The sequence below is a fragment of the Paraburkholderia caffeinilytica genome, from assembly GCF_046030355.1.
Lineage (GTDB): Bacteria > Pseudomonadota > Gammaproteobacteria > Burkholderiales > Burkholderiaceae > Paraburkholderia > Paraburkholderia caffeinilytica_B.
The window spans coordinates 46,501-67,904 of the sequence record NZ_JAQQCQ010000033.1 but is presented as its reverse complement, the minus strand read 5'-3'; the positions used below and the strand labels follow the sequence as shown (position 1 = coordinate 67,904).

Below are 21,404 nucleotides of genomic sequence, written 5' to 3'. Positions count from 1 at the left end.
CCAATTGGGCATTCGCATTCAGACTCTTTCTAGAGGAAAACGATGGACAACCCGGAATCCGCCGATGCATGGAAATACACAGTCGACTTGCTGATGCTGATGCAGTTGTCAAATCCGTCCTGTGCTGCCGGCGTGCAAGCGCACAAGAGTTGCAAGCGCACCGAATTCGCTGCCACTGCCGCTGCCAAGCAACGCAGCCGCGTTGGCCGCGAGCGGATAGCCCATCTCCACATCGTCGAGCAATACTCGAATTCAACGATCGCGGTCTACTGGTGCGATGCAACGGCCGGGTGCTACGGCGAACAACTGTGGAGAGTGGTAACGGCGCGGGCGGGTTCGACGTGTGCGTTAAGCGGCTTGCAGATTCGTCGCGGCGATGCGGTCTTTCGACCTGCGGCGCGTGGACGTAAGCCCGCTAATGGTGATTCGATGATCCTCGCTTCCGCAGTGGAAGCAAAGATACGCGATGGTGAAAACGATTTACTCGTGCGGTGAGCGTGATCGTTGCGGGCATTGCCGGTCAGTGCCCCGCTCCTTTCATCGCGCGTCGCTGGCCGTTGTTCCGTGCAAACGTAGCCGGCGTGCAGCCAACATGACGGTGGAAACGCCTTGTAAAGTGGCTCTGATCCGCGAAACCGGTCATCAGGGCAATTTCTGAAAGTGGAATCGCCGTTTCGAGGATGAGCGTTTGAGCACGACGAATCCGGCATTGCTCGACGAAGCCGATCGCGGTCATGCCCGTGCTCCGCTTGAACAGGCGCGTAAAGTGAAAACGGCTCACATTCACTATGCTGGCAAGTTCGGCGAGTCCGATCGGACCGTCCAGATTGTCTTCGATATAGGCGGTGAGGCGAGCCACTTCGACTTTGCTGAGTGCCGGCAGGGCGCGTGGCACCACCGGCTCGAACACGTTGTAACTTCGAAGCAGATGCGCTGCGAGCGCACATGAGATTTGGTCGACGATCAGCGTTTGCGCAGGGTGAGGCTTGTGGTCGAGCTCCGCCATGAGGATCAGCGCCATGCGCTCGATGACGGAATCTCGCGTATCGAACACATTCCGAATCTCGATCTGCGAAGTACTACGTTGTCCGATCTGCTCGCCTGCAGACGCAATCAGCGCCGTCGGAATGCGCAGCCTCGCGGTTGCGGAGGCGCTCCCCTCCCAAAGCGAGTCGTACCCGGCCGGCATGAGCATCGAAACACCTGTGGAGACGAGACTTTCATGGACCGTCCCATCTCGCCCCTGAACAAGGCGTGCGCTTCCTGAGGGGCAGTAACAGATCAGATGATGATCAAGGGCAGGATACCGCTCGGATATATTGGGGAGCGGAGCGTACATGTCCACGATGACACCTGGCCATTCACGCTCACGTGTCGTTGCGATGGGACGATGCGATAAAACACGCACGATCTCATCGATAGTTACCGGCTTACGGTCCGTTTGGGAAAGTGTTGACATGTCGTAGTGCCAGATTCGAACAGAAATGCTATCACGAGAATATTCCCAACGAGACAGGAATGAGACACAACATCAATAGAGGTGGACGCCATCCTGAGTTCGATAGAAGTGCCCCGGGTTTTCTCGTCAAGCATCGACCAAAGTGCGCACAACTGTTCAATTCATCGGTTGGCTGTTCTGATACGCTCGATTCGTCTTTTCCCTATCGCGGCTAGATTCGAATGGCTACGAGGGCGAATGCTTAATCCCGTCCAAAATTCTCCTCGTTAGGGGGAGCTCAAGGCGCAAGGTTGATGAACCATTACGATGTGATCGTCATTGGGTGCGGCGCGGGTGGTTACAACACCGCCATTCGAGCGGGCCAGCTTGGCCTTTCCGTTGCCTGTGTCGAACGAGCATCGAATGTCGGTGGAACAGGAATCCGAACGGGTTGCATTCCGTCCCGATTACTGCTCCACACCTCCGAACTATATGACCTGGCCAGCAAGGGGGAAAACGCCGCACTGGGGATCAATAGCGCACCCACGCTTAATCTGGCTCAGATGATGGCTCATAAGGCGGCGACCGTTGAAAAAATGTCGAAAGGGGTTCACAAACTGCTGCATAAGCAGGGCGTCACACTCATCTATGGAAACGCGCAGCTTGCCGCTGGAGGACAGGTCGTCGTAAAGCAAGCAGGCGGCGTGCACCAAACGCTGTCCGGCACGGCCATCGTGATTGCCACCGGCTCCGAGCCCGTCCCACTCCCCTTTGCCGCGTTCGATCACACGCAAATTCTCGATTCGGCTGATGCATTGTCGCTCGAGCGAGTACCACGGCATCTGGCGATCATCGGCGGCGGTGCGGTGGGTGTCGAACTTGGCTCGATCTGGCATCGCCTTGGCTCGCGCGTCACCCTCATCGAGCGCCGTGATCGACTATGCCACTGGCTCGACCGCGACGTTACGGCCACGCTGGAGCGGTCGCTCAAGCGACAAGGCATTGACATCAAATTATCGACCGATGTGATTGGCCTCGATAAGCATTCCGGAAGCGTTTCCATCCGCCTCCGCACCGCGGAATCCAACGAAATCAGCACACTCGACGCGGACATGGCCCTCGTCGCCATCGGCCGTCGACCATCCACGGCTGGATTGAACCTGGCGAGCGTCGGCATGCACGCCGGTCCGGACGGCGCATTGCCTCAGCAGGGACCCGTGATAAAAGGTGCCGGAATATGGGTGGTCGGTGACGCCGCAACAGGCCCGATGCTGATGTCCAAGGCCGAAGAAGAAGCGATAGCGTGCGCTGAACGGATCGCGGGCCTTCCCGGATTCGTCAATTATTCGGCCATTCCCTATGCGCTCTACTCAAATCCCGAAGTTGCCATGATCGGAAAAACCGAGGACGAACTCAGGAGAACCGGCGCAGCGTACCGAGTCGGCTACTGTCCGCTCGCCGTTAATGCGCGCGCCGTAATCGGCAGCGCCTCCGAGGGATTTGTGAAACTGCTGGTCGACGCTCATACGAATCTTTTTGTGGGAGCGCATCTCGTGGGCCCGGGGGCAGCCGATCTGATCTCGCAGGTTGCCGTTGCGATGGAGGCGTCCATGATTTGCGAAGACTTTGCCCGAATTTGTCATCCTCACCCCGTCTGGTCAGAAGCGCTGCGTCAGGCAGCAATGGCCGCAGGTGGGTGGATGATGCATGCGTAGCACCTGACATCCATGCGCCGGTCATGCGCCCGCCATGCAAACCGTAACGGCATTAAATTAATGCATCCCGCTTCACAGCGGTGAACATCGTGGAAGCCTCCACGCGAACCCAGGAGAAGGAAGATGATTCAATATGCACTCTATGCACGACTCGAGGCCAAGCCGGGAAAGGAAGAGGACGTAGCGGCGTTTCTTGCGACAGCCCTCGATATGGCGAATCAGGAAACGACCACGCCGATATGGTTCGCCTTGCGCATTGCGCCCTCTACATTTGGCATATTCGATGCTTTCGCCAGCGAAGCCGATCGGCAGGCACACCTGAGCGGTCCGATCGGACAGGCGCTGATGAAGCACGCCGGAGAACTGCTTGCTACACCGCCGGATATCAAACTGCTTGAAGTGCTGGGTATCAAGACGCCGACTTCAGCCTTGTGAACCGCGGACACTGAACCGCGATTCCTGCAGATCGACCTCCCTAACCAGATCTCGAACCAGTTCGTCCGTCACCTTGCCCGACTGTGCGATGCGATACAGTTCTTCCCGCTCGGCGCCGAGGGCAAGGAGGCGCAACTTGCGTTCGATTTCGTCGATCTGCAAGCCGCGCCTCGCGCCGGCCCCGGTATGCAGGCGCAACTCGATCTGCTCGCGGTAGTGCGCAATGAGCCGCGCGCCGGCCTGCGAGAAAAGGTCGGCATCTTCCGTCGCCTTGCCCGTTTCGCCAAGCACACGCTCAATAGCCACGATCGCAGCCCGAGCCGCAGCGCATCGCGCTTCGTCTTCTTGCCGCTGCTCCAGCGTGCCGGCCGGGACCTTGATACCACTTAAAACATAGGGCAGCCCCACGTTTGCAACGACCAGCGTCACGACAATCACGCCGGCGGCGAGCAAAATAGCGAGGTCTCGCGCGGGAAACGATGACCCGTCTGCAAGGAACAAGGGCAGCGTCATCACGCCGGAGAGCGAAACCGCGCCACGTACGCCCGCTAACGACGTAGCCGCGATCAGGCGGCCGCCTGACGAATTGATCGTCTGATCGCTGCGACCGGAGCGAAACAGAATCACGCGCAAGGCGGCCCACGTCCATAGCGAACGGATGACAAACAGCGCACCACTGATTGCGGCGATGTAGACGAGCAACCATCCTTCCTGCTGCCTCCCGGTTTGGCTGATCGCTTGCCCTGCCCGTGCCACCACGCCGGTGAGCTGGTGGCCGAGCAGAACAAAAATCACGCCGTTGCCGGCAAATTGCAGCGCATCCCAAACAGCCGCACGGCGAATACGCGTGCCGGCCAACGCCCGTCCTGACAGCTCCTCGTAGCTCATCACGATGCCCGCCGTCACTGCCGCAAGAATGCCCGACGCTGCGAGCCGGTCGGCAACGACATACGCACCGAACGGCAGGAGCAAGCTGATCAGAATCTGCGTGCCGGTTTCCTCGCCGAAAAGTCGCGCCGTCCAGTCCTTCGCCGCGTTCGCCAGCAGGGTCACGCCGGCGCCGGCGGCAACGCCGCCGATCACCAGCCACACGAACGTCCCACCCGCGTCGACGATTGAGAATGAGCCGGTTATGGCAGCCGCGATGGCGAAACGAAGGCAGACGAGACCCGATGCATCGTTCAGCAAGGCCTCCCCTTCCAGCACGTGCATTAGCCGCTTCGGAATAGGTACCCGCTCAGCAATGGCCGATACCGCGACCGCATCGGTGGGAGACAGCGTCGCCGCTAACGCAAAGGCGACGGGCAGCGGCATGGCCGGAATGAGCCAATGAATGAAATAACCCGCTCCCACGACCGTGAGCAGCACGAGGCCAAGGGCAAACGCGCCGATCGTCCACTTGTCGCGAAGAAGCCCTTCCTTTGAAATGCGCCAACCATCAAGGAACAGTAACGGCGCAACGAACAACAGCAGAAAAACGTCAGGGGGAAGCGAAACCTGGAATCCGAACACCCGGGCCACCAGGGCGCCTAGCGCAATCTGCACGAGGGCAAGCGGAACCGGAAGCCTGGCAGCACGTTTAACGATACTGCTAGCGATCACGCACGCAAGCAGGATGAGAGTGATCGTTATCGTTTCCAAACTCAGTCCCCAAGGATTCGTCCCACGCATTGCCTAACAGTCAACCTCGCCAAACCGCCGTCGCCTGACCACGGATTTGTGCGCTGCGTCCAGTCAGCCCGCATGCTCGTCAAGAAAAAAGGAATCCCAATCATAGGCCATAACAACCGGCGTGTACGCAATTGCTGACAACGGCTGGGTGATCGTCGCGGTAAGCTGACAACGTCACGCGGAGCACGAATCGATTTTCTCCCGCAAAGAGCATCGATCAACAATTTCGAGCAAGAAAGTGCAATCGTCCGCGCCCTAACGCAAGTATCGTCACCCCCTGGTATCGCATGTCATTCAGATGTCCTCTTCCAACAAAGCGGACCGCAGAGGTTTGCGGTCCCGCGCAGGGGTGATTCTTGCCGCGTTTTATCGAACCCGTCACGTCGAGACATGCTCGACAAAGGATGTCGACATGAGTTGGACCGCTCGCCGGGGCACTCATGCACGCCGTCGGCCACTATTCAGCGCACGGCTATCTTTCATCCGGTATCTCGTCGCCGCGTCATTGCCGCTGCTGGCCACGGGTTGCAAACAAGGTGTCCTTGACCCGCAGGGCCCCATCACGGCGGCCGAAAAGACGCTGCTGCTCAATTCGGTCAGCATCATGCTCACGATCGTGCTGCCCGTGATCGTCGCGACGCTGGGTGTTGCCTGGTGGTATCGCGCGTCGAACCGGCGTGCCCGCTATCGGCCTACCTGGGCCTATTCGGGCAAGGTCGAGATCGTCATCTGGGCAATCCCGATGATGATCATCCTGTTGCTTGGCGGCATTGCGTGGATCGGCAGCCATGACCTCGATCCCGCGAAGCCGCTGGACTCGTCGAAACCTGCGCTCGAAGTACAGGTCGTGGCGCTCGACTGGAAGTGGCTGTTCATCTATCCGCAGCAAGGCGTAGCCAGTGTGAATCAGCTCGTGGTGCCGGCAAATACGCCCGTGTCGCTGAAGCTCACCTCAGCGACGGTGATGAACAGCTTCTTCGTGCCTCAGCTTGCCGGCCAGATCTACACCATGGCCGGCATGACGACACAGTTGAATCTGCTGGCGGACCATCCGGGGCGCTATCCCGGCCTTTCCGCGCAATTCAGCGGCGACGGTTTTTCAGGGATGCGCTTCACCGTGGATGCCGTGCCGCCGGACCAGTTCACGGCATGGGTTGCCACGACGCGAACGCAAGGCCCCGTGCTCGACAGCCCCGGCTATGCCGCGCTTTTCAAGCCGAGCGCCTATGTTGCCCCCTTCACCTATCGCGCCATCGATCCAGCGCTTTTCGAACGGATCACGTCAATGAAAGAGACGACGGAAAAATTCACCCAGTCGAGCAACGCGGCAGTCATGCCGCCGCTCCTCGCACAATCAGCAAAGGCTTCTAACCTATGCTCGGCAAACTGACCTGGGCTGCAGTTCCCTTCAACGAACCGATCCCGCTCTTTACGTCGCTGGTGGTGATTCTGGTTATCGCCTCGATCCTCGCATGGATTACGGTCAAGGGTTATTGGCCGTATCTCTGGCGCGAATGGATCACCTCGGTGGACCATAAGCGCATCGGCATCATGTACTCCATACTGGGGCTCGTGATGCTGCTGCGCGGCTTCTCGGATGCGCTGCTGATGCGCTCTCACCTCGCCTTCGCAGCCGGCGCGGGTCAGGGCTATCTGCCACCGGACCACTACGACCAGATCTTCTCCGCCCACGGCGCGATCATGATCTTCTTCGTGGCCATGCCGCTGGTGGTGGGCCTGATGAACTTCGTGGTTCCGCTGCAGTTAGGTGTGCGGGACGTCGCCTTCCCGACGCTCAATTCGGTGAGCTTCTGGCTGTCGGCCTCGGGGGTGCTGCTCATCAACCTGAGCCTCTTCGTCGGCGATTTCGCCCGCACGGGCTGGCTGGTTTATCCGCCGCTCAGCGAACTGCAGTTCTCACCAGGCGTCGGGGTCGACTACTATCTCTGGTCGATCCAGATCGCCGGCATCGGCACCTTGCTGGCCGCCGTCAATCTCGTGACGACGATCCTCAAGCTGCGCGCGCCCGGCATGAGCTATGGCCGCATGCCGGTGTTCTGCTGGACGGCGCTTGCGGCCAACCTCAGCATTCTGGCGGCCTTCCCCGTGTTGACGGCGACGCTGGCGATGTTGACCCTCGATCGCTATCTCGGCTTCCATTTCTTCACGAACGACGGCGGCGGCAACGCCATGATGTTCGTGAACCTGATCTGGATCTGGGGACATCCCGAGGTCTATATCCTCGTGCTGCCCTGCTTCGGCATCTATTCCGAAGTCGTCTCGACATTCTCGAGCAAGCCGCTGTTCGGCTATCGCACCATGGTGATCGCCACGATGGTGATCTGCGTGCTGTCCTGCATGGTCTGGCTGCACCACTTCTTCACCATGGGCGCCAACGCCAATGTGAACGGCTTCTTCGGCATTATGACGATGATCATTGCGGTCCCGACGGGCGCCAAGATCTTCAACTGGCTGTTCACGATGTACGGCGGGCGCGTGCGCTTTTCGGTGCCGATGCTGTGGTCGATCGGCTTCATGGTCACCTTCGTGATCGGCGGCATGACGGGCGTGCTGCTGGCCGTGCCGCCCGTGGACTTCCAGCTCCACAACTCGCTGTTCCTCGTCGCGCACTTCCACAACGTGATCATCGGCGGCGTCGTGTTTGGCATCTTCGCCGGTTACACGTACTGGTTCCCCAAAGCCTTCGGCTTCCGCCTGCACGAAGGGCTGGGCAAGGCCGCGTTCTGGTGCTGGATCATCGGCTTCTACCTCGCCTTCGTGCCGCTCTATGCGCTCGGCCTCATGGGCGCCACACGCCGGATGCAGCACTATGACGACCTGAGCTGGCAACCGTATATGCAGGTTGCGCTGGCCGGCGCGCTGCTGATCTTCTGCGGCATTCTCCTGCAGGCCACCCAACTGATCGTCTCGATCCGCAACCGCGAAAGTCTGCGCGATACAGCGGGCGATCCCTGGGACGGACGCTCGCTCGAATGGGCGACAACCTCGCCGCCGCCGGCCTTCAACTTCGCGGTGCTGCCGAACGTGCGAGGCGGGGAGGCCTATTGGGACATCAAGCAGCGCGCGATCGCCCAGCAACGGCTCGCCGCCGTACCCGACTATCAGGCGATCGAGCTGCCGAAAAATACCCCCATCGGTTTCATCACGGCATTCTTCGCCAGCTTCACCGGTTTCGCACTCGTCTGGGACATCTGGTGGCTGGTGGTGCTGGGGATCATCGGCGCCTTTGCGGCCTTCATCGTCTTCGCGTGGCGCCGCGACGATGAATATGCGATCCCCGCGGCCGAGGTGGCGCAGCTCGACGGCGCACGCAGGCAGGCACGCGCCGCGGCGCTGGCCGCCCTCGATCAGGAGCGGGTCACGGATGCCCGCGCCGCCGTGGCGGTGCTGCCGGATGGCGCCGACCCTCATCGGCTCGGACATCGCGATGTGTCCGACATCCCGTTGTCGCCCAGCGAGACTGGGCCTGCGGACAAGCGCGTCGTCGCCAGTTTCGGTTTCTGGATCTTCCTGCTGTCCGACATCGTGATGTTCTCCGCCCTGTTCGCGACCTATGCGGTATTGGGCAAGGAGACAGCGGGCGGTCCAGGCGCCGCGCAGTTGTTCAACACCAGCACGGTCGCGATCGAAACGGTGTGTCTGCTGCTGTCGAGCTTCACATGCGGACTGGCAACGATTGCCGCGCGCGCCCGCAATGCGGCTCTGACAAACGTCTTCCTCGGCGTGACCGGCCTGCTCGGCGCCGCGTTCCTCGGCATCGAACTCCACGAATTCGCCGGCCTGATCGGCCGCGGCGCCGGTCCGGATCAGTCAGCCTTTCTGTCGTCCTTCTTCGCGCTGGTCGGCTGCCATGGTCTTCATGTCACGGCTGGGCTCCTGTGGCTGGGCGCGATGATGGCCCAGATCCGCTCGCGAGGATTCCAGCCCGGCGTCCAGCGTCGCCTGATGTGCTTCAGCCTGTTCTGGCACGCACTCGACATCGTCTGGGTGGCCGTCTTCACCATCGTCTATCTGTTTGGGACACTGCCATGAGCGACCCTTCCCTGCCGCACAGCGGCAACCTCGCGCCAGGCGACGAGAGCGACAGCTTTCTGGCCGGCATCACCACCTATGCGATCGGCCTGATTCTGGCGCTCGCCCTCACCGCCGCCGCTTTCTGGGTCGCGCGCTCGCATCTGCTGTGGGGGCCGGGTATTCCGGTCGGGCTGGCCGTGCTGGCGGTCGCACAGATGGGCGTGCACCTCGTCTTCTTTCTTCACATCACCACCGGTCCGGACAATTCCAACAATGTCCTCGCGCTGGTCTTCGGCATCGTCATCGTTTTCCTCGTTGTGGCGGGGTCGCTATGGATCATGGCAAACCTCAATCACATGATGATGCCGATGTCGAAACTCATGAACATGCAGCCCTGATCCGTTGCGCCGGTCAAGACGGATTCAGGATTGGGTAGCAGGCATCTTGCGCGAGACCGGCGTAACGCGATGACGCGCTAACGCTGGTCGAGCGCGACTTGCCTGATCGACAGGAGATAGTTATGAAAGCAGTTGGATATTATTCCGCAGGACCGATCGACGCGCACGATTCGCTGGTCGATCTGTCACTCCCCGCGCCCGTTGCCGGTCCGCACGATCTCATCGTTCGCGTGCGTGCCGTCTCGGTCAATCCGGTCGACACCAAGGTGCGCGCGGCCGCCAATCCTGCTGGCGGAACCGCTCGCGTGCTCGGATTCGACGCGGCGGGTGTCGTGGAATCGACTGGCCAGAACGTCACCCTGTTCAAGCCGGGCGATGAGGTGTTCTACGCGGGCGACATCACGCGGGCGGGCACCAATTCGGAACTGCATGCGGTGGATGAACGTCTTGTCGGCCGCAAGCCGCAGTCTCTCGATTGGGCAAGCGCTGCGGCCCTGCCCTTGACGTCGATCACCGCGTGGGAGGCGCTGTTCGACCGGCTGGAGATCCGCCGGCCGGTGCCGGGCGCCAACAGCATCCTCATCGTGGGAAGCGGCGGCGTGGGCTCGATCGCGATCCAGCTGGCAAAGAAGCTGACCGGCCTGACCGTGATCGGCACCGCCGCGCTCCCCGAAGCCGGTGACGCCGTGCGTGCACTCGGCGCGGATCATCTGATCGACTACCGCCAGCCGCTGGACGAGGGCTTCGCCGCGCTCGGCATCGACGCGCCCGGTTTTGTCTTCTCGACCACGCATACCGACGAGCACCTTCAGGAGATCGTGAAGCTGATTGCCCCACAGGGGCGGATTGCCTTCATTGACGACCCCGCATCCCTCGATATCGTCGCACTCAAGTCGAAGATGCTATCGGCCCATTGGGAATTCATGTTCGGACGATCGATGTTCCAGACCGTCGACATGATCGAGCAGCACAAGCTGCTCAACCAGGTTGCCGACCTCGTCGACGCCGGCCGCATCGTCAGCACGCTGGGCGAACGGTTATCGCCGATCTGCGCCGCGACGCTGCGGCAAGCGCACGCCTCCGTCGAAAAAGGAAGCGCGCGCGGCAAGATCGTCGTCGAGGGTTGGAACTGATCGCTCGTCTATCGAAAGCAACTCAAGACTGGAATGAACACCATGCCGACCACCATAGCAAAACTGATTGTGCGCACCCTGGCGGATGCCGGTGTCGAACGCATCTGGGGCGTGACAGGCGATAGCCTCAATGCGGTGAACTGGGAACTCAGCGAGGATGGCCGCATCGCCTTCATGCATGTCCGTCACGAGGAAGCGGGCGCGTTCGCGGCCGGCGCCGATGCGGCCGTGACCGGCAAGCTCGGTGTCTGCGCGGGAAGCTGCGGGCCGGGCAGTCTTCACCTCATCAACGGCCTGTTCGATTGCCATCGCAACCGGGTGCCCGTCCTTGCCATTGCCAGCCACATTCCGTCGAGCGAGATTGGGCTCGGCTATTTCCAGGAGACGCATCCGACGGAGCTGTTCCGCGAATGCAGCCACTTCTGCGAGATGGTGACCAACCCGCTGCAAATGCCCGAACTGCTCCATCGCGCAATGCGCGCCGCGCTCGGGCAGCGTGGCGTCGCCGTATTGGTGCTGCCGGGCGATGTCTCCCTGCTTGAAGTCACAGGGGACATCCCTGCATTCGTCCCGCCTACCACCGCGGCACTCGCGCCCGCCGCCGACGATCTCGCGCATGCCGCGCAGATTCTCTCGACTGCGAAGCGTGTCGCCATTCTCGCGGGATCGGGCTGCGCCGGCGCGCATGACGCGCTCGTGGCGCTGGCCGACCGGCTGGCCGCGCCGATCGTCCACGCCTTTCGCGGCAAGGAGCATGTCGAATGGACCAATCCGTTCGACGTCGGCATGACCGGGCTGATCGGCTTTTCCTCGGGCTATCACGCACTCATGGAATGCGACGCGCTGTTGATGCTCGGCACCGACTTCCCCTATCGCAACTTCTACCCTAAACACGCGAAGGTGATTCAGGTCGATCGCGAGCCGGGCGCGCTTGGGCGGCGTGTGCCGCTCAGTCTTGCAGTCACCGCCGACGTCGGCAAGTTTGTGGCCGAACTCGCGCCGTTGATCGACGAGGGCCGCAACCGGGCCTTCCTCGACAAGGCCCGCGAGCACTACACGAGCGCCCGGCGCGGGCTGGACGAGCTCGCCCAGCCGCGCAAAGCCGGCGAGCCGCTCCACCCGCAATTCGTCGCGGCCACGCTGGACAAAGTCGCGGCGGACGACACGATCTTTGCCGCCGACGTCGGCACGCCGGTCATCTGGGCCGCGCGCTATCTCCACATGAACGGAAAGCGGCGCCTGCTCGGCTCGTTCAATCACGGCTCGATGGCGAACGCGATGCCGCAGGCGCTCGGCGCACAGGCGGCATTCCCCGGCCGCCAGGTGGTCTCCTTGTCCGGAGACGGCGGCCTCGCCATGCTGATGGGCGAACTGCTGACCGCGGTTCAACTCAAGTTGCCCATCAAGATCGTGGTCATCAACAACGGCACCCTCGGCTTCGTGGAAATGGAGATGAAGGCGTCCGGCTACCCCGGCACCAATGTCTCGCTCGACAATCCCGACTTTGCCGCCGTCGCGCGAACGATCGGGCTGCACGGCGTGCGTGTCGAGAACTCCGCGGAGCTGGAACCTGCCCTGCGCGAAGCCTTGGCGCACGACGGGCCGGCGCTCGTCGATGTCGTCACCGCACGTCACGAAGTCTCGATACCGCCCACGATCAAGGTCGAGCAGGCCAAAGGCTTCAGCCTCTATATGCTGCGCGCGCTGCTGTCCGGACGCGGCGACGAAATCATCGAACTGGCCAGCACCAACCTTTTCCACTGAGAGGCCCATGATGCGCGTTGCCCTGTTCGTGCCGTGCTACATCGATGCTTTCGAACCGCAGGTCGGCATCGCAACCCTGAACCTGTTGCGCCGTTTCGGCATCGATCCAGACTATCCGTTCGATCAGACCTGCTGTGGACAACCCATGGTCAATTCAGGGTGCCACGCGGAAGCCAAGGCGACCGAGGAACTGTTCGTGCGCAACTTCGCGGGCTTCGACTATGTCGTCGTGCCCTCGGGAAGCTGCACGCACCAGATACGCTGTCACATGACCGCAGTGGAGCAGACGGAAGAAGTACGGCACCTGCGGGAACGGACCTATGAACTCGTCGAATTCCTGCATGACGTGCTCGAGGTCGACGGCTTTCCGTGGGCCGAATTTCCGCACAAGGTCAGCTACCACAACAACTGCAACGCGCTGCGCGGCATCTTCCACGGCAGCATGTCCGAACGGCGCGAGCCGGCGCACTCCAAGCCGCTCGATCTGCTGCGCATGGTGAAAGGACTGGAACTCGTCGAGAAGGCGCGCCCCGACGAATGCTGCGGCTTCGGCGGGACATTCAGCGTATTCGAGCCGGCTGTCTCGGTGAAAATGGGCCAGGACAAGGTGCGCGACCACACGGCTGCCGGCGCCGACTATGTGGTCTCCGCAGACAGTTCGTGCATGCTGCATCAGAAAGGATGTGCTGACCGGCTCGGGCTGCCGCTCAAGTTCCGGCACATCGCGCAGGTGTTGAACGGAGACCGGACATGAGCGCTCAGGAAACACCGCGTCGCGCGGAAGACGGTTCGCCGGCCCTCCTTCACGAGGAACTGCGAACCGGGGACGATCACGGCGCAAGAAGTCCGGCCGGCGAACGCCTGAGTCATGCCGAGGGGACGTCGCGCCCGCTTCAGCCGCCTCCGCACGAGCCGCAGCCGCGCGGCGCCGTGCTCTACCATCGCCGGCCCATCGATCACAACGAGGCGGCGCAGCGCTTCATCGACGCGCCGCGCCACGAAAAAATGCACGACGAGCGCCTCTGGGATCTGCGCCAGAAACGCGATCAGCAGATGCACGCCATTCCCGAATGGGAGGCATTGCGTGAACTCGCCTCCACCATCAAGCAGCACACGCTTGCCCATCTCGGCGACTATCTCGAACAGTTCGAGACGCAGGCGCTTGCCAACGGCATCCACGTTCACTGGGCACGCGACGGCGCCGAGCACAACCGCATCGTCCACGGCATCCTGGCCGACCATGGCGCGAAGCGGTTGATCAAATCCAAGTCGATGTTGACCGAAGAGACGGGCTTGCGCCACTACATGGCGGGTGTCGGTATCGAGGTGGTGGAGACCGATCTCGGCGAGCGCATCCAGCAACTCGACGACGAACCGCCCAGCCATATCGTCGTGCCCGCTGTGCACAAGCTGCGGACCGACGTGGCGGAAGTGTTTGCGAGAACGCTGGGCACCGATCCGGCCAACGACGATGTCCACTATCTTGCGGAGCAGCAGCGCGAGAAGACCCGCCCGCTGATTCTCGATGCCGATGCGGGAATGACCGGCGCCAACTTCGCGGTGGCCGAAACCGGCACCTTCGTGGTGTGCACCAACGAGGGCAATGCCGACCTTTCCGCGAATGTGCCGCCGCTGCACATCGCGTCGATCGGGATCGAGAAGCTGATCCCGCGCGTTGCCGATCTGGGTGTGTTTATCCGCCTGCTATCGCGCTCCGCGCTGGGCTCGCCCATCACGCAATACACTTCGCATTTCCGCGGACCTCGGGACGGCGGCGAAATGCACATCGTGCTGGTCGACAACGGCCGTTCGGCGCGGCTTGGCGAACCCGAATTCTGGCAAAGCCTGAAATGCATTCGCTGCGGCGCGTGCATGAATACCTGCCCGGTCTACCGCCGATCCGGCGGACTGTCCTATGGCGCCACCTATTCAGGGCCGATCGGACTCGTTCTCGATCCGACGTTCGACCGGCGCCGCTATTCCACGCTGCCCTTCGCATCGACGCTCAACGGTTCCTGCACCAATGTCTGCCCGGTGAAGATCAACATTCACGAGCAGATCTTCGCGTGGCGCAAGGTGCTGGCGGAAAGCCATGACATCGGACTGGGCAAGCAGGCGTTGATGAAGGCGGCGGGGACGGTCCTTGCGCATCCCACGCTGTATCGCGCGGCCATTTCGGCCGCCGACAGCGCACTGAAGGTGCTGCCGAGCTTCGCGGTCGCCAATCCCTTCAACACCTGGACCGCGCCGGGGCGCGACATGCCCGAACCACCGAAGGAAACCTTCCACCAATGGTACGAGCGGACCAACGGCGGACGCGAGGACGAGCAATGAGCGCACGAGACGAAATCCTGGCAGCGGTACGAGCCAACCGGCCGCAGGGCGAACATGCGCTGCCCGACTTACCGGCCTTCCCGTTCGATGACGGCGGCGCACTCACCGCGTGCTTCCTCCGAAACCTCGAAGCCATGGGCGGCAATGGCCTCGAGAGCGGCGACATTGCCGATCTCCTGCGGGAGCGCTTTCCCGCCGCGACCACCATCGCCTCCGCGGTTCCTGAATACCGCGGCAATCGCGATCTCACCTCCATTGCCCATCCACGCGACCTTGCCGATGTCGATGTGGCAATCGTACGCGCAAGGTTTGGCGTGGCAGAGACCGGTTCCGTGCTGCTGACCGACGATGCACTGATAACGAATGCGGTGGCCTATCTCGCGCAACATCTGGTCGTTCTGCTCTCTCGAGCCGATATTCTGCCGACGCTTCAGGAAGCCTATCGCCGGGAGGAATTCCAGAAACACCGTTATGCGAGTTTCCACACCGGACCCTCTGCAACGGCTGATATCGAAGGCGTGCTGATCCACGGCGCGCAGGGCGTCAGATCTCTGACAGTGGTACTCAGCAAGCGCGGTAAAGCCGTTCCCTCTGAAATTCGCGTAAACGACTAGGGCTCGCTCTTCCCGTCGGGCTGGGCGGATCGCAGCCCTGACCGCCGCCGCCCCTGCTCTCGCGCGTAGACCGCCGGGGTGCACCCGACATGACGGTGAAATCGCCGTGTGAAATGGCTTTGATCGACAAAGCCCACCGTCAATGCAATTTCCGCGAGCGGCAAGTCAGTGTCGGTAATCAGCGCTTGAGCCCGGCGGATTCGACACTGCTCCACGAAGCTGATGGCCGTGCTGCCGATGCTGCGCTTAAACAGGCGGCTAAAATGAAACCGGCTCACGTTCACTATCGACGCCAGGTCTTCAAGGCTGATCGTTCGATCGAGATTGTCTTCGATAAATTCGGTTAATCGAGCAATTTCGAGCTTGCCGAGTGAACGCTCATGTGAACACTCCACCATCTCGAACGCGTTGTAGCTTCGGAGCATGTGGGCGGCCAGGGCCGTTGATACAGCATCGACGATCAACACCTGAACGGGATGCGCTTTCTTCTCAATCTCTACGAGCAGTGTTTGCGCAAGACGCTCGATCATGGGATCGAGCACCTGAAACACGTTGCGGATTTCCACCTGACCGTTGCCGCGACCCAGCTGCTCTGCCGCTGAAGCGACAAGCGATATCGGCATGCGCAGCCGCGCGGACAATCCTGAATCCCCCTCCCACGTCGAGGGATAACCAGCGGGCATGATATAGGAGGTGCCCGCCGTGATCACGCTCTTATGCACGACTCCGGCGCGACTCTGAACCAGCTTTGCGCTTCCCGAGGGGCAATAACAAATCAGGTGATGATCGAGGCCCGCGTAGCTTTCGGCACACCCGAAGTAGGGTCGATGAAGATCGACCGTCACGCCGTTCCAACCGCGTGCGCGGGTGGTCGCAATCGGCTGCTGGGGTCGTGCGGTCAGGATTTCGTCGATCGATATCAATTTCGGACGGCCTGGCGATTGCAGGATGTTCTCTGCGATGGTGCTACCCACTGGCGATAGACCGCCCATGCCCTCGCGCGGTCGCAGAAGACCTTCCATGGCGGTCGCTCGTACTCCTTGGGACTGCCGCCTTGCGGCCGTGTTTGATGCGAAGCTGCTGACCATCCGTGCCTCCCGTGTCAACACACCGAACTCCGGTTTCCGGCAGCTATCCTGCTGTTTTATTGTGTCACAAATTACAGACTCCGGACAATGAGGCTACCACGCGCGAGCTTTCGCCGCCGTTGGGCGTCAACGCGGCTTGAAATCGACCGGCGGATCGGCCCGATAACCACCGCCGAGCGCCTTCACCAGCGCGATATCTCCGCTAAGACGCTGTCCGTCGATCTCGAGCAGTGCAACCTGCTCGGCGATCACCGGCTCGCGCGCCTCCATGGCCTTCAGCCTGTCAGCGAGTCCGCGCCGGTAGTGTGCTTCGGCGCTGTCGCGCGCAAACGAGACCGCCTGCACCTTCTGCGTTTGCAGTTGCGCTTCGGTATTCAAATCCTGCAGGCGGCTGCCGGTTTTCGCGACGTCGCGTACCGCGTTGAGTACCGCCTGGTCGTATTGCTCGATCAGCAGGTTACTCGCCGTGCGGGCTCCGTTCAGGTTCGCGTTCAGGCGGCCGCCGTCGAAAATCGGCAGGTAGACACCCGGGAGAAGATTGAACTGCTGACTGGCGTGAGTAAACAGCTCGGCGAGATGCAGCGCGTCGACGCCGAAAAACGCCTTGATGTCGAAGCTCGGATAAAACGCGGCTTTCGCGGCGTCGATCCGGTCGAACGAGGCCTGCACGTACCAGCGCATTGCCTGCAGATCGGGCCGGCGCGCGAGCAACTCGTACGACAGCGTCGACGGCAATGCGGCGCGCGACGCCGGCAGGGGTACGGGCTCGATATCGGGCAGGTTGTCCGCGCCTGCGCCGATCAGCGCGCGCAGCGACTCGCGGAACTGCTTGATCTGCGCCCGCGCGTTGACGATGCGCCGCTGCACGGCTAGCTGCTGCGCCCGCGCGTCTTCGACGAAGGTGCGCGACTCGAGGCCACGCGACGCGCGTGCCTCGTGTGCATCGATGGCAAACGCCGCCACCTGCTGTGACTGTTCGAGAAGATCGATCAGCTGGTAAGTGGTCTGGATTCCATAGTAAATCTGCGCGACATCGGTCGAGATCTCGAGCTCGACCGCCGATGTTTCCGCGAGCCGCGCGTTCTGCACGCCGAGCGAGGCCGCGACCTGCGCGCGCTGTTTGCCCCAGATGTCGATGTTCAGGCTTGCGCCAACCCCGACGATGCCCTCGGTGTACCACGGGCCGGAGAAACCCAACGCCGGGTCGTTCATGGCGTACGGCCCAAGGAAACCATTGGCCGATACATGCTCGCGGTCGATCAGGCCAAGCGCGACGACCTGCAGGTTGGAGCCCGCCTTGACGAGTTCGACGTCCGACTTCGCCTGCGCTACGCGCGTGCGCGCGATCACCATCGTTGGCGCATTGGCGAGCGCGCGATCAATCAGCGCGTCGAGCTGTGCGTCGCCGTAACCGCTCCACCAGCGTGCCGACGGCCAGCCGTCGCGCGCGAGGTGAATGTCGTTGGCGAGGCGGATCTCATCAGGCGCAATCGGCACATAGGGCGCGCTATCGTGGTGGATCAACGCGCAGCCGGCCAGTACGCCGACGAGGCCGGCCAGAAGCACGCCGTCGCGCCACAACGAACGCCAACGCGAACGATCCGGTTTAATCATGTTCGGGCAACGTACGCAGGACGCCGACGCGCGGCGCCGCAAGATTCCAGGCCGGCAAACCGGCCACCTCGTCCGCGAGTCGGCGCGCGCCGGCCCAAAGCGATGCCTCGGGCGCGTCGTACGGCCTCACGGGGACCTCGATGCGACGCGGGCGGTCGGCCGCGGGTGGGTTGACCGACAGGTTGTCGGCGTAGTGGTCGAGACACGCGGCAATCTGTTCCTGGACGGCGCGTACCGCGTCGACGGTCTCCCGGGTCACCCGGGCGTCGTACGCATCGAGCGCCTGGTGAAGCGCATCGCCGGCCAGCATGATCTCGCGGCCTTGGGCAAGAACCGTTTGTGCGCGCATCGTCAAGTGCGCCTGCTCGCCTTCCTGCCAGTTCGGCTCGAGGGCGACACGCGCGAGTATCGCCTCGCACTCGTCCAGGGCGGCCCAGGTCCGCAACTGTTGCTGAGCGTAGGACACTGGCCCGCTCGCGGCCGTGCCGTCTCGATCGGCGCGCAACAGAGCGGACACAGGCCGCAGCATCGACGCCAGCTTCAGGCGCAGCGCGTCGCCCTCGCCTTCCCGCCAGAACGCCAACTGGATGAGGGTCGCGACACCCACGCCCAGCAGAATCCCGACCATACGGTCACGGATTTCGGTGAGATTGGTCGTGGGGCCGAATTGACCTAGCACCGCCAGCGAGAAAGTGAATAACAACTGCACGCCGGCATAGCTGATGCGCTCCGATCCGGCCGCAATCCACGCAGCGAGCGCGGCGATCGGCAACGCCATCAACAGCAGCCCGACCACACTGTCGAGTTGAGGAATCACGAACACCACCACGAAGAGCGCAAGCATGGTGCCGCCGAGCGCACCGGCTATGCGCAGCAACGCACGCTGCGTCGACGCGCCGAGGCTCGGCAGCGCGACAATCAGGCAGGTCAGCATGATCGTATGGATGCCTTGCCAATCGGTCGCGTTGTAGAAGACATACGAGATGAGCACCGCGAGCAAGGTTTTCAGCGAAAAGCGTGCATAGGCGGGGTTGGTCCACGCGTCCTGCGCGAGTAGCGGCTCCTCCGCAGACGGCTTGCCGGACGACGCCCCGCGCGCGCCGAAATCGTTCAGGGCATAGAGCGCGCGCTGCATGTCGACCACCGTACCCGCAGCGTCCGGCGATGCCACGCGCTCGATGCCGATGCGGTAAGGCACGTCGGCGGCAAGCGCGGTGGCGAGCATGCGGCAGTTCTCGCGCAGCTCGTACAGCATCGGCCGTTGCGCGGCCGTCAACTGCGGGACGTTGGCCGACAGCTCCTTCGCCCCCAGATAGAGACGCGTCACCGTGGCGATCGACGCAAGGTGCCACGCCTGTGTGTCACGGTAGTGGGTATCGCGCATCGTGGCGAATTTGAGCAGCTTTTGCAGCGTCAGTGCGCCTCTCTGGACATCCTGCAGCGTAATCGGCGCAGGCGCCGGGCCGCCGTCGATCACGTGTGTCAGACAGGCATCGACGACCGTCAGTTGCCGTTCGATCTCTTCCTTCAACTGGCGTGCCGGCTCAGCCGGCAAAAGCAGCGAATTGATCACGAGCGTCAATGCAATCGGATAGTTCACCGCGACCCACACCCACAGCACGGCGCGGATCAGCAACTCGGCCTGGTCCGTCTGGTCGACGAAGGTTTGCACGTAGATGATCACGATCGCGACGATGAAGAACACAACGCCGATCTTCAGCACACGCATCAGATAGACACTGCCGAAGAACAGCACACTGGCAACCACGATGCGGACCAACGGATAGTCGAACGTGAATTTCAGCAGCAGGATGGAGCTGCCGATTGCAAGCGTCGATCCGACGATGAACATCAGACCGACGAGCCGCGTGATCACCACATTCGATTGCGTGACGTAGAACACCACCAGCAGCGACAAAGGCAGTTCGGGAACTTCGAGCGTCAACGACGTGACGATCACAATCGCGCTGGTCAGCAGCGCGCGCAGCATCACGTTGACACGGCCCGGAAACGGCGCGAACTCGGCGCGCAGAAAGTCGCCCACATCGCGTGGCATGTCGAACAAGGCTTCCGTGAATCTCATGTCCGCGCCTCAATGCCGGCCGGCATCGCTGCCGCGCCCGGGATACAGCACGGCGACCGCGGAAGTGCCGATGCGGAACAATTCCGGGTCCGGGTTTTCAACCCGGATTTTGACCGGAAAGCGCTGCGCGACATGAACCCAGTTGAGCGTGCGCTCAATATGCGGCAGACCACCCGGCAACGCGATGCCGCCTTCGTTTGGCAGTACGCCGTAACTGATCGAATCGACCGTGCCGCGAAAGCGTTGGCCCGAGTCGCTCAACAAGTAGACGGTGGCCGGCGTCCCGACGTGGATACCCCTCAACTCGGTCTCGCGGAAATTGGCCACGACATACCATTGGCGGGTATTGATCAGGGTGAACACGGGTTTGAGCGCGGACGCGAATTGCCCGGTCGACGTCTTGAGCGACACCACCCGGCCGTCGAACGGCGCACGCACCGTTGCGAATTCCAGATTCAGTGTGGCAATCGCGATCTCGGCCTCGACTATCGCTCGCTGAGCGACCAGCGCATCGACACCGCTGACCGCCGCCGCGGCCTGCCGCGCCTGCAGTTCGGCGGCGGCGAGTTCGGCCTGCGTCGCTCGTTGCGCCGTGCGGGCAAGATCGACGTCTTGCGCCGACACATACCCTTGCGATAACAGCGGCGCGGTGCGATGCAATGTGTCCGCCGCCTGGGCCGCGGCGGCCCGCGCACGCTCGACCGCGGCACTCGCGGACTGCGCGTTGTATTGCTGCGCGTTGACGGTGCGTTGGGTCAGCGCGATCTGCTTGTCGAGCGCGACGAGGCTCGCCTTGGCGCGCGCCAGTGCGTCCTCGTAGGGACGCGGGTCGATCTGGAACAGCAGGTCGCCTTGCTTGACCGCCTGGTTGTCGCGGACGGCCAGTTCGGCGATGCGCCCGTTGACTTCAGGCACCACGTCGATTGTGTCCGCATAGACGTACGCGTCGTCGGTGCGCGGCTCGCGATCGACGAGGTGGATCACGAAGAGAAGCACCAGTAGGGTCACCGCGACCAGCGCGATGACCAGATATTTTTTGTACGGGGCTGGGTTGGTTGCCGGCGTCGTCATGGTGTATCTGT

At 62.3% G+C, this 21,404-nt stretch carries 17 protein-coding genes and 1 pseudogene; 12 read left to right on the top strand and 6 right to left on the bottom strand.

The window, feature by feature from the left end; translation table 11 throughout:
* The first annotated feature begins 42 nt into the window (after nucleotides 1–42).
* A complete protein-coding gene (locus PQQ95_RS33270) occupies nucleotides 43–495 on the top strand; it encodes a DUF3331 domain-containing protein (RefSeq protein ID WP_408445754.1) in 453 nt (150 codons plus the stop codon).
* 25 nt (nucleotides 496–520) lie between these two features.
* On the opposite strand, the gene PQQ95_RS33265 is transcribed toward PQQ95_RS33270, so the two are convergent.
* Nucleotides 521–1,459: a helix-turn-helix domain-containing protein gene (locus PQQ95_RS33265; protein WP_408445751.1), complete on the bottom strand. Its 939-nt coding sequence runs from the start codon at nucleotides 1,457–1,459 to the stop codon at nucleotides 521–523.
* A gap of 293 nt (nucleotides 1,460–1,752) precedes the next feature.
* Between PQQ95_RS33265 and lpdA the strand changes: the two genes are divergently transcribed.
* Nucleotides 1,753–3,153, top strand: coding sequence for a dihydrolipoyl dehydrogenase (gene lpdA, locus PQQ95_RS33260; protein WP_408445748.1), 1,401 nt, complete (start codon nucleotides 1,753–1,755; stop codon nucleotides 3,151–3,153).
* A gap of 123 nt (nucleotides 3,154–3,276) precedes the next feature.
* Nucleotides 3,277–3,588, top strand: a complete 312-nt coding sequence (locus tag PQQ95_RS33255) for a putative quinol monooxygenase (RefSeq protein ID WP_408445745.1) — start codon at nucleotides 3,277–3,279, stop codon at nucleotides 3,586–3,588.
* On the opposite strand, the gene PQQ95_RS33250 is transcribed toward PQQ95_RS33255, so the two are convergent.
* The gene (locus PQQ95_RS33250) at nucleotides 3,577–5,229 is read right to left on the bottom strand and encodes a Na+/H+ antiporter (protein ID WP_408445742.1); all 1,653 of its coding nucleotides are present in this window, start codon (nucleotides 5,227–5,229) and stop codon (nucleotides 3,577–3,579) included. The genes PQQ95_RS33255 and PQQ95_RS33250 overlap by 12 nt on opposite strands.
* 442 nt (nucleotides 5,230–5,671) lie before the next feature.
* Here PQQ95_RS33250 and cyoA point away from each other — a divergent pair, with 442 nt between their 5' ends.
* The 9 genes and pseudogenes from cyoA to PQQ95_RS33205 all read left to right on the top strand — a co-directional run bounded on the left by cyoA (nucleotide 5,672) and on the right by PQQ95_RS33205 (nucleotide 15,537).
* Nucleotides 5,672–6,649 (top strand): ubiquinol oxidase subunit II, encoded by a 978-nt coding sequence (cyoA, locus tag PQQ95_RS33245; protein WP_408445740.1) that lies wholly within the window; start codon nucleotides 5,672–5,674, stop codon nucleotides 6,647–6,649.
* Nucleotides 6,634–8,613: pseudogene (gene cyoB, locus PQQ95_RS33240) on the top strand (cytochrome o ubiquinol oxidase subunit I); the annotation flags it as partial. The gene cyoA and the pseudogene cyoB, both read left to right, overlap by 16 nt.
* Before the next feature lie 45 nt (nucleotides 8,614–8,658).
* On the top strand, nucleotides 8,659–9,312 hold the full coding sequence (gene cyoC, locus PQQ95_RS33235; protein WP_408445788.1) for a cytochrome o ubiquinol oxidase subunit III: 654 nt from the start codon (nucleotides 8,659–8,661) through the stop codon (nucleotides 9,310–9,312).
* Nucleotides 9,309–9,692, top strand: coding sequence for a cytochrome o ubiquinol oxidase subunit IV (gene cyoD / locus PQQ95_RS33230; protein WP_408445737.1), 384 nt, complete (start codon nucleotides 9,309–9,311; stop codon nucleotides 9,690–9,692). The genes cyoC and cyoD overlap by 4 nt, the downstream gene beginning before the upstream one ends.
* Nucleotides 9,693–9,814: 122 nt before the next feature.
* Nucleotides 9,815–10,825 carry a zinc-binding alcohol dehydrogenase family protein gene (locus tag PQQ95_RS33225; protein WP_408445734.1) on the top strand — a complete coding sequence of 337 codons (1,011 nt, stop codon included), beginning with the start codon at nucleotides 9,815–9,817 and terminating at the stop codon, nucleotides 10,823–10,825.
* 42 nt (nucleotides 10,826–10,867) lie between these two features.
* Complete coding sequence (poxB, locus tag PQQ95_RS33220; protein ID WP_408445785.1) at nucleotides 10,868–12,589, top strand: ubiquinone-dependent pyruvate dehydrogenase; 1,722 nt, start codon at nucleotides 10,868–10,870, stop codon at nucleotides 12,587–12,589.
* A 10-nt stretch (nucleotides 12,590–12,599) separates the two neighbouring features.
* Nucleotides 12,600–13,343, top strand: a complete 744-nt coding sequence (locus PQQ95_RS33215) for a (Fe-S)-binding protein (RefSeq protein ID WP_408445782.1) — start codon at nucleotides 12,600–12,602, stop codon at nucleotides 13,341–13,343.
* Nucleotides 13,340–14,923: a lactate utilization protein B gene (locus tag PQQ95_RS33210; RefSeq protein ID WP_408445731.1), complete on the top strand. Its 1,584-nt coding sequence runs from the start codon at nucleotides 13,340–13,342 to the stop codon at nucleotides 14,921–14,923. The genes PQQ95_RS33215 and PQQ95_RS33210 overlap by 4 nt, the downstream gene beginning before the upstream one ends.
* Nucleotides 14,920–15,537 carry a LutC/YkgG family protein gene (locus PQQ95_RS33205; protein WP_408445728.1) on the top strand — a complete coding sequence of 206 codons (618 nt, stop codon included), beginning with the start codon at nucleotides 14,920–14,922 and terminating at the stop codon, nucleotides 15,535–15,537. Before PQQ95_RS33210 ends, PQQ95_RS33205 begins: the two co-directional genes overlap by 4 nt.
* Here PQQ95_RS33205 and PQQ95_RS33200 read toward each other — a convergent pair.
* From PQQ95_RS33200 to mdtN, 4 genes are all read right to left on the bottom strand, one after another.
* The gene (locus tag PQQ95_RS33200) at nucleotides 15,534–16,559 is read right to left on the bottom strand and encodes a helix-turn-helix domain-containing protein (protein WP_408445726.1); all 1,026 of its coding nucleotides are present in this window, start codon (nucleotides 16,557–16,559) and stop codon (nucleotides 15,534–15,536) included. The two genes, PQQ95_RS33205 and PQQ95_RS33200, sit on opposite strands and share 4 nt — an antisense overlap.
* 192 nt (nucleotides 16,560–16,751) lie before the next feature.
* Nucleotides 16,752–18,239 carry an MdtP family multidrug efflux transporter outer membrane subunit gene (locus PQQ95_RS33195; RefSeq protein WP_408445724.1) on the bottom strand — a complete coding sequence of 496 codons (1,488 nt, stop codon included), beginning with the start codon at nucleotides 18,237–18,239 and terminating at the stop codon, nucleotides 16,752–16,754.
* Nucleotides 18,232–20,322, bottom strand: a complete 2,091-nt coding sequence (locus tag PQQ95_RS33190; protein ID WP_408445721.1) for an FUSC family protein — start codon at nucleotides 20,320–20,322, stop codon at nucleotides 18,232–18,234. Before PQQ95_RS33190 ends, PQQ95_RS33195 begins: the two co-directional genes overlap by 8 nt.
* Nucleotides 20,323–20,331: 9 nt before the next feature.
* Entirely contained in the window at nucleotides 20,332–21,393 is a 1,062-nt protein-coding gene (gene mdtN, locus PQQ95_RS33185; RefSeq protein WP_408445719.1) for a multidrug transporter subunit MdtN, read from the bottom strand.
* Nucleotides 21,394–21,404 lie beyond the last annotated feature (11 nt).

Coding starts and splice junctions, on each gene's coding strand:
- cyoA (WP_408445740.1), top strand. CDS start 5,672: ATGAGTTGGACCGCTCGCCGGGGCACTCATGCACGCCGTCGGCCACTA.
- PQQ95_RS33225 (WP_408445734.1), top strand. CDS start 9,815: ATGAAAGCAGTTGGATATTATTCCGCAGGACCGATCGACGCGCACGAT.
- PQQ95_RS33190 (WP_408445721.1), bottom strand. CDS start 20,322: ATGAGATTCACGGAAGCCTTGTTCGACATGCCACGCGATGTGGGCGAC.
- lpdA (WP_408445748.1), top strand. CDS start 1,753: ATGAACCATTACGATGTGATCGTCATTGGGTGCGGCGCGGGTGGTTAC.
- PQQ95_RS33215 (WP_408445782.1), top strand. CDS start 12,600: ATGCGCGTTGCCCTGTTCGTGCCGTGCTACATCGATGCTTTCGAACCG.
- PQQ95_RS33200 (WP_408445726.1), bottom strand. CDS start 16,559: ATGGAAGGTCTTCTGCGACCGCGCGAGGGCATGGGCGGTCTATCGCCA.
- poxB (WP_408445785.1), top strand. CDS start 10,868: ATGCCGACCACCATAGCAAAACTGATTGTGCGCACCCTGGCGGATGCC.
- PQQ95_RS33210 (WP_408445731.1), top strand. CDS start 13,340: ATGAGCGCTCAGGAAACACCGCGTCGCGCGGAAGACGGTTCGCCGGCC.
- PQQ95_RS33195 (WP_408445724.1), bottom strand. CDS start 18,239: ATGATTAAACCGGATCGTTCGCGTTGGCGTTCGTTGTGGCGCGACGGC.
- PQQ95_RS33255 (WP_408445745.1), top strand. CDS start 3,277: ATGATTCAATATGCACTCTATGCACGACTCGAGGCCAAGCCGGGAAAG.
- PQQ95_RS33270 (WP_408445754.1), top strand. CDS start 43: ATGGACAACCCGGAATCCGCCGATGCATGGAAATACACAGTCGACTTG.
- mdtN (WP_408445719.1), bottom strand. CDS start 21,393: ATGACGACGCCGGCAACCAACCCAGCCCCGTACAAAAAATATCTGGTC.
- PQQ95_RS33205 (WP_408445728.1), top strand. CDS start 14,920: ATGAGCGCACGAGACGAAATCCTGGCAGCGGTACGAGCCAACCGGCCG.
- cyoD (WP_408445737.1), top strand. CDS start 9,309: ATGAGCGACCCTTCCCTGCCGCACAGCGGCAACCTCGCGCCAGGCGAC.
- PQQ95_RS33265 (WP_408445751.1), bottom strand. CDS start 1,459: ATGTCAACACTTTCCCAAACGGACCGTAAGCCGGTAACTATCGATGAG.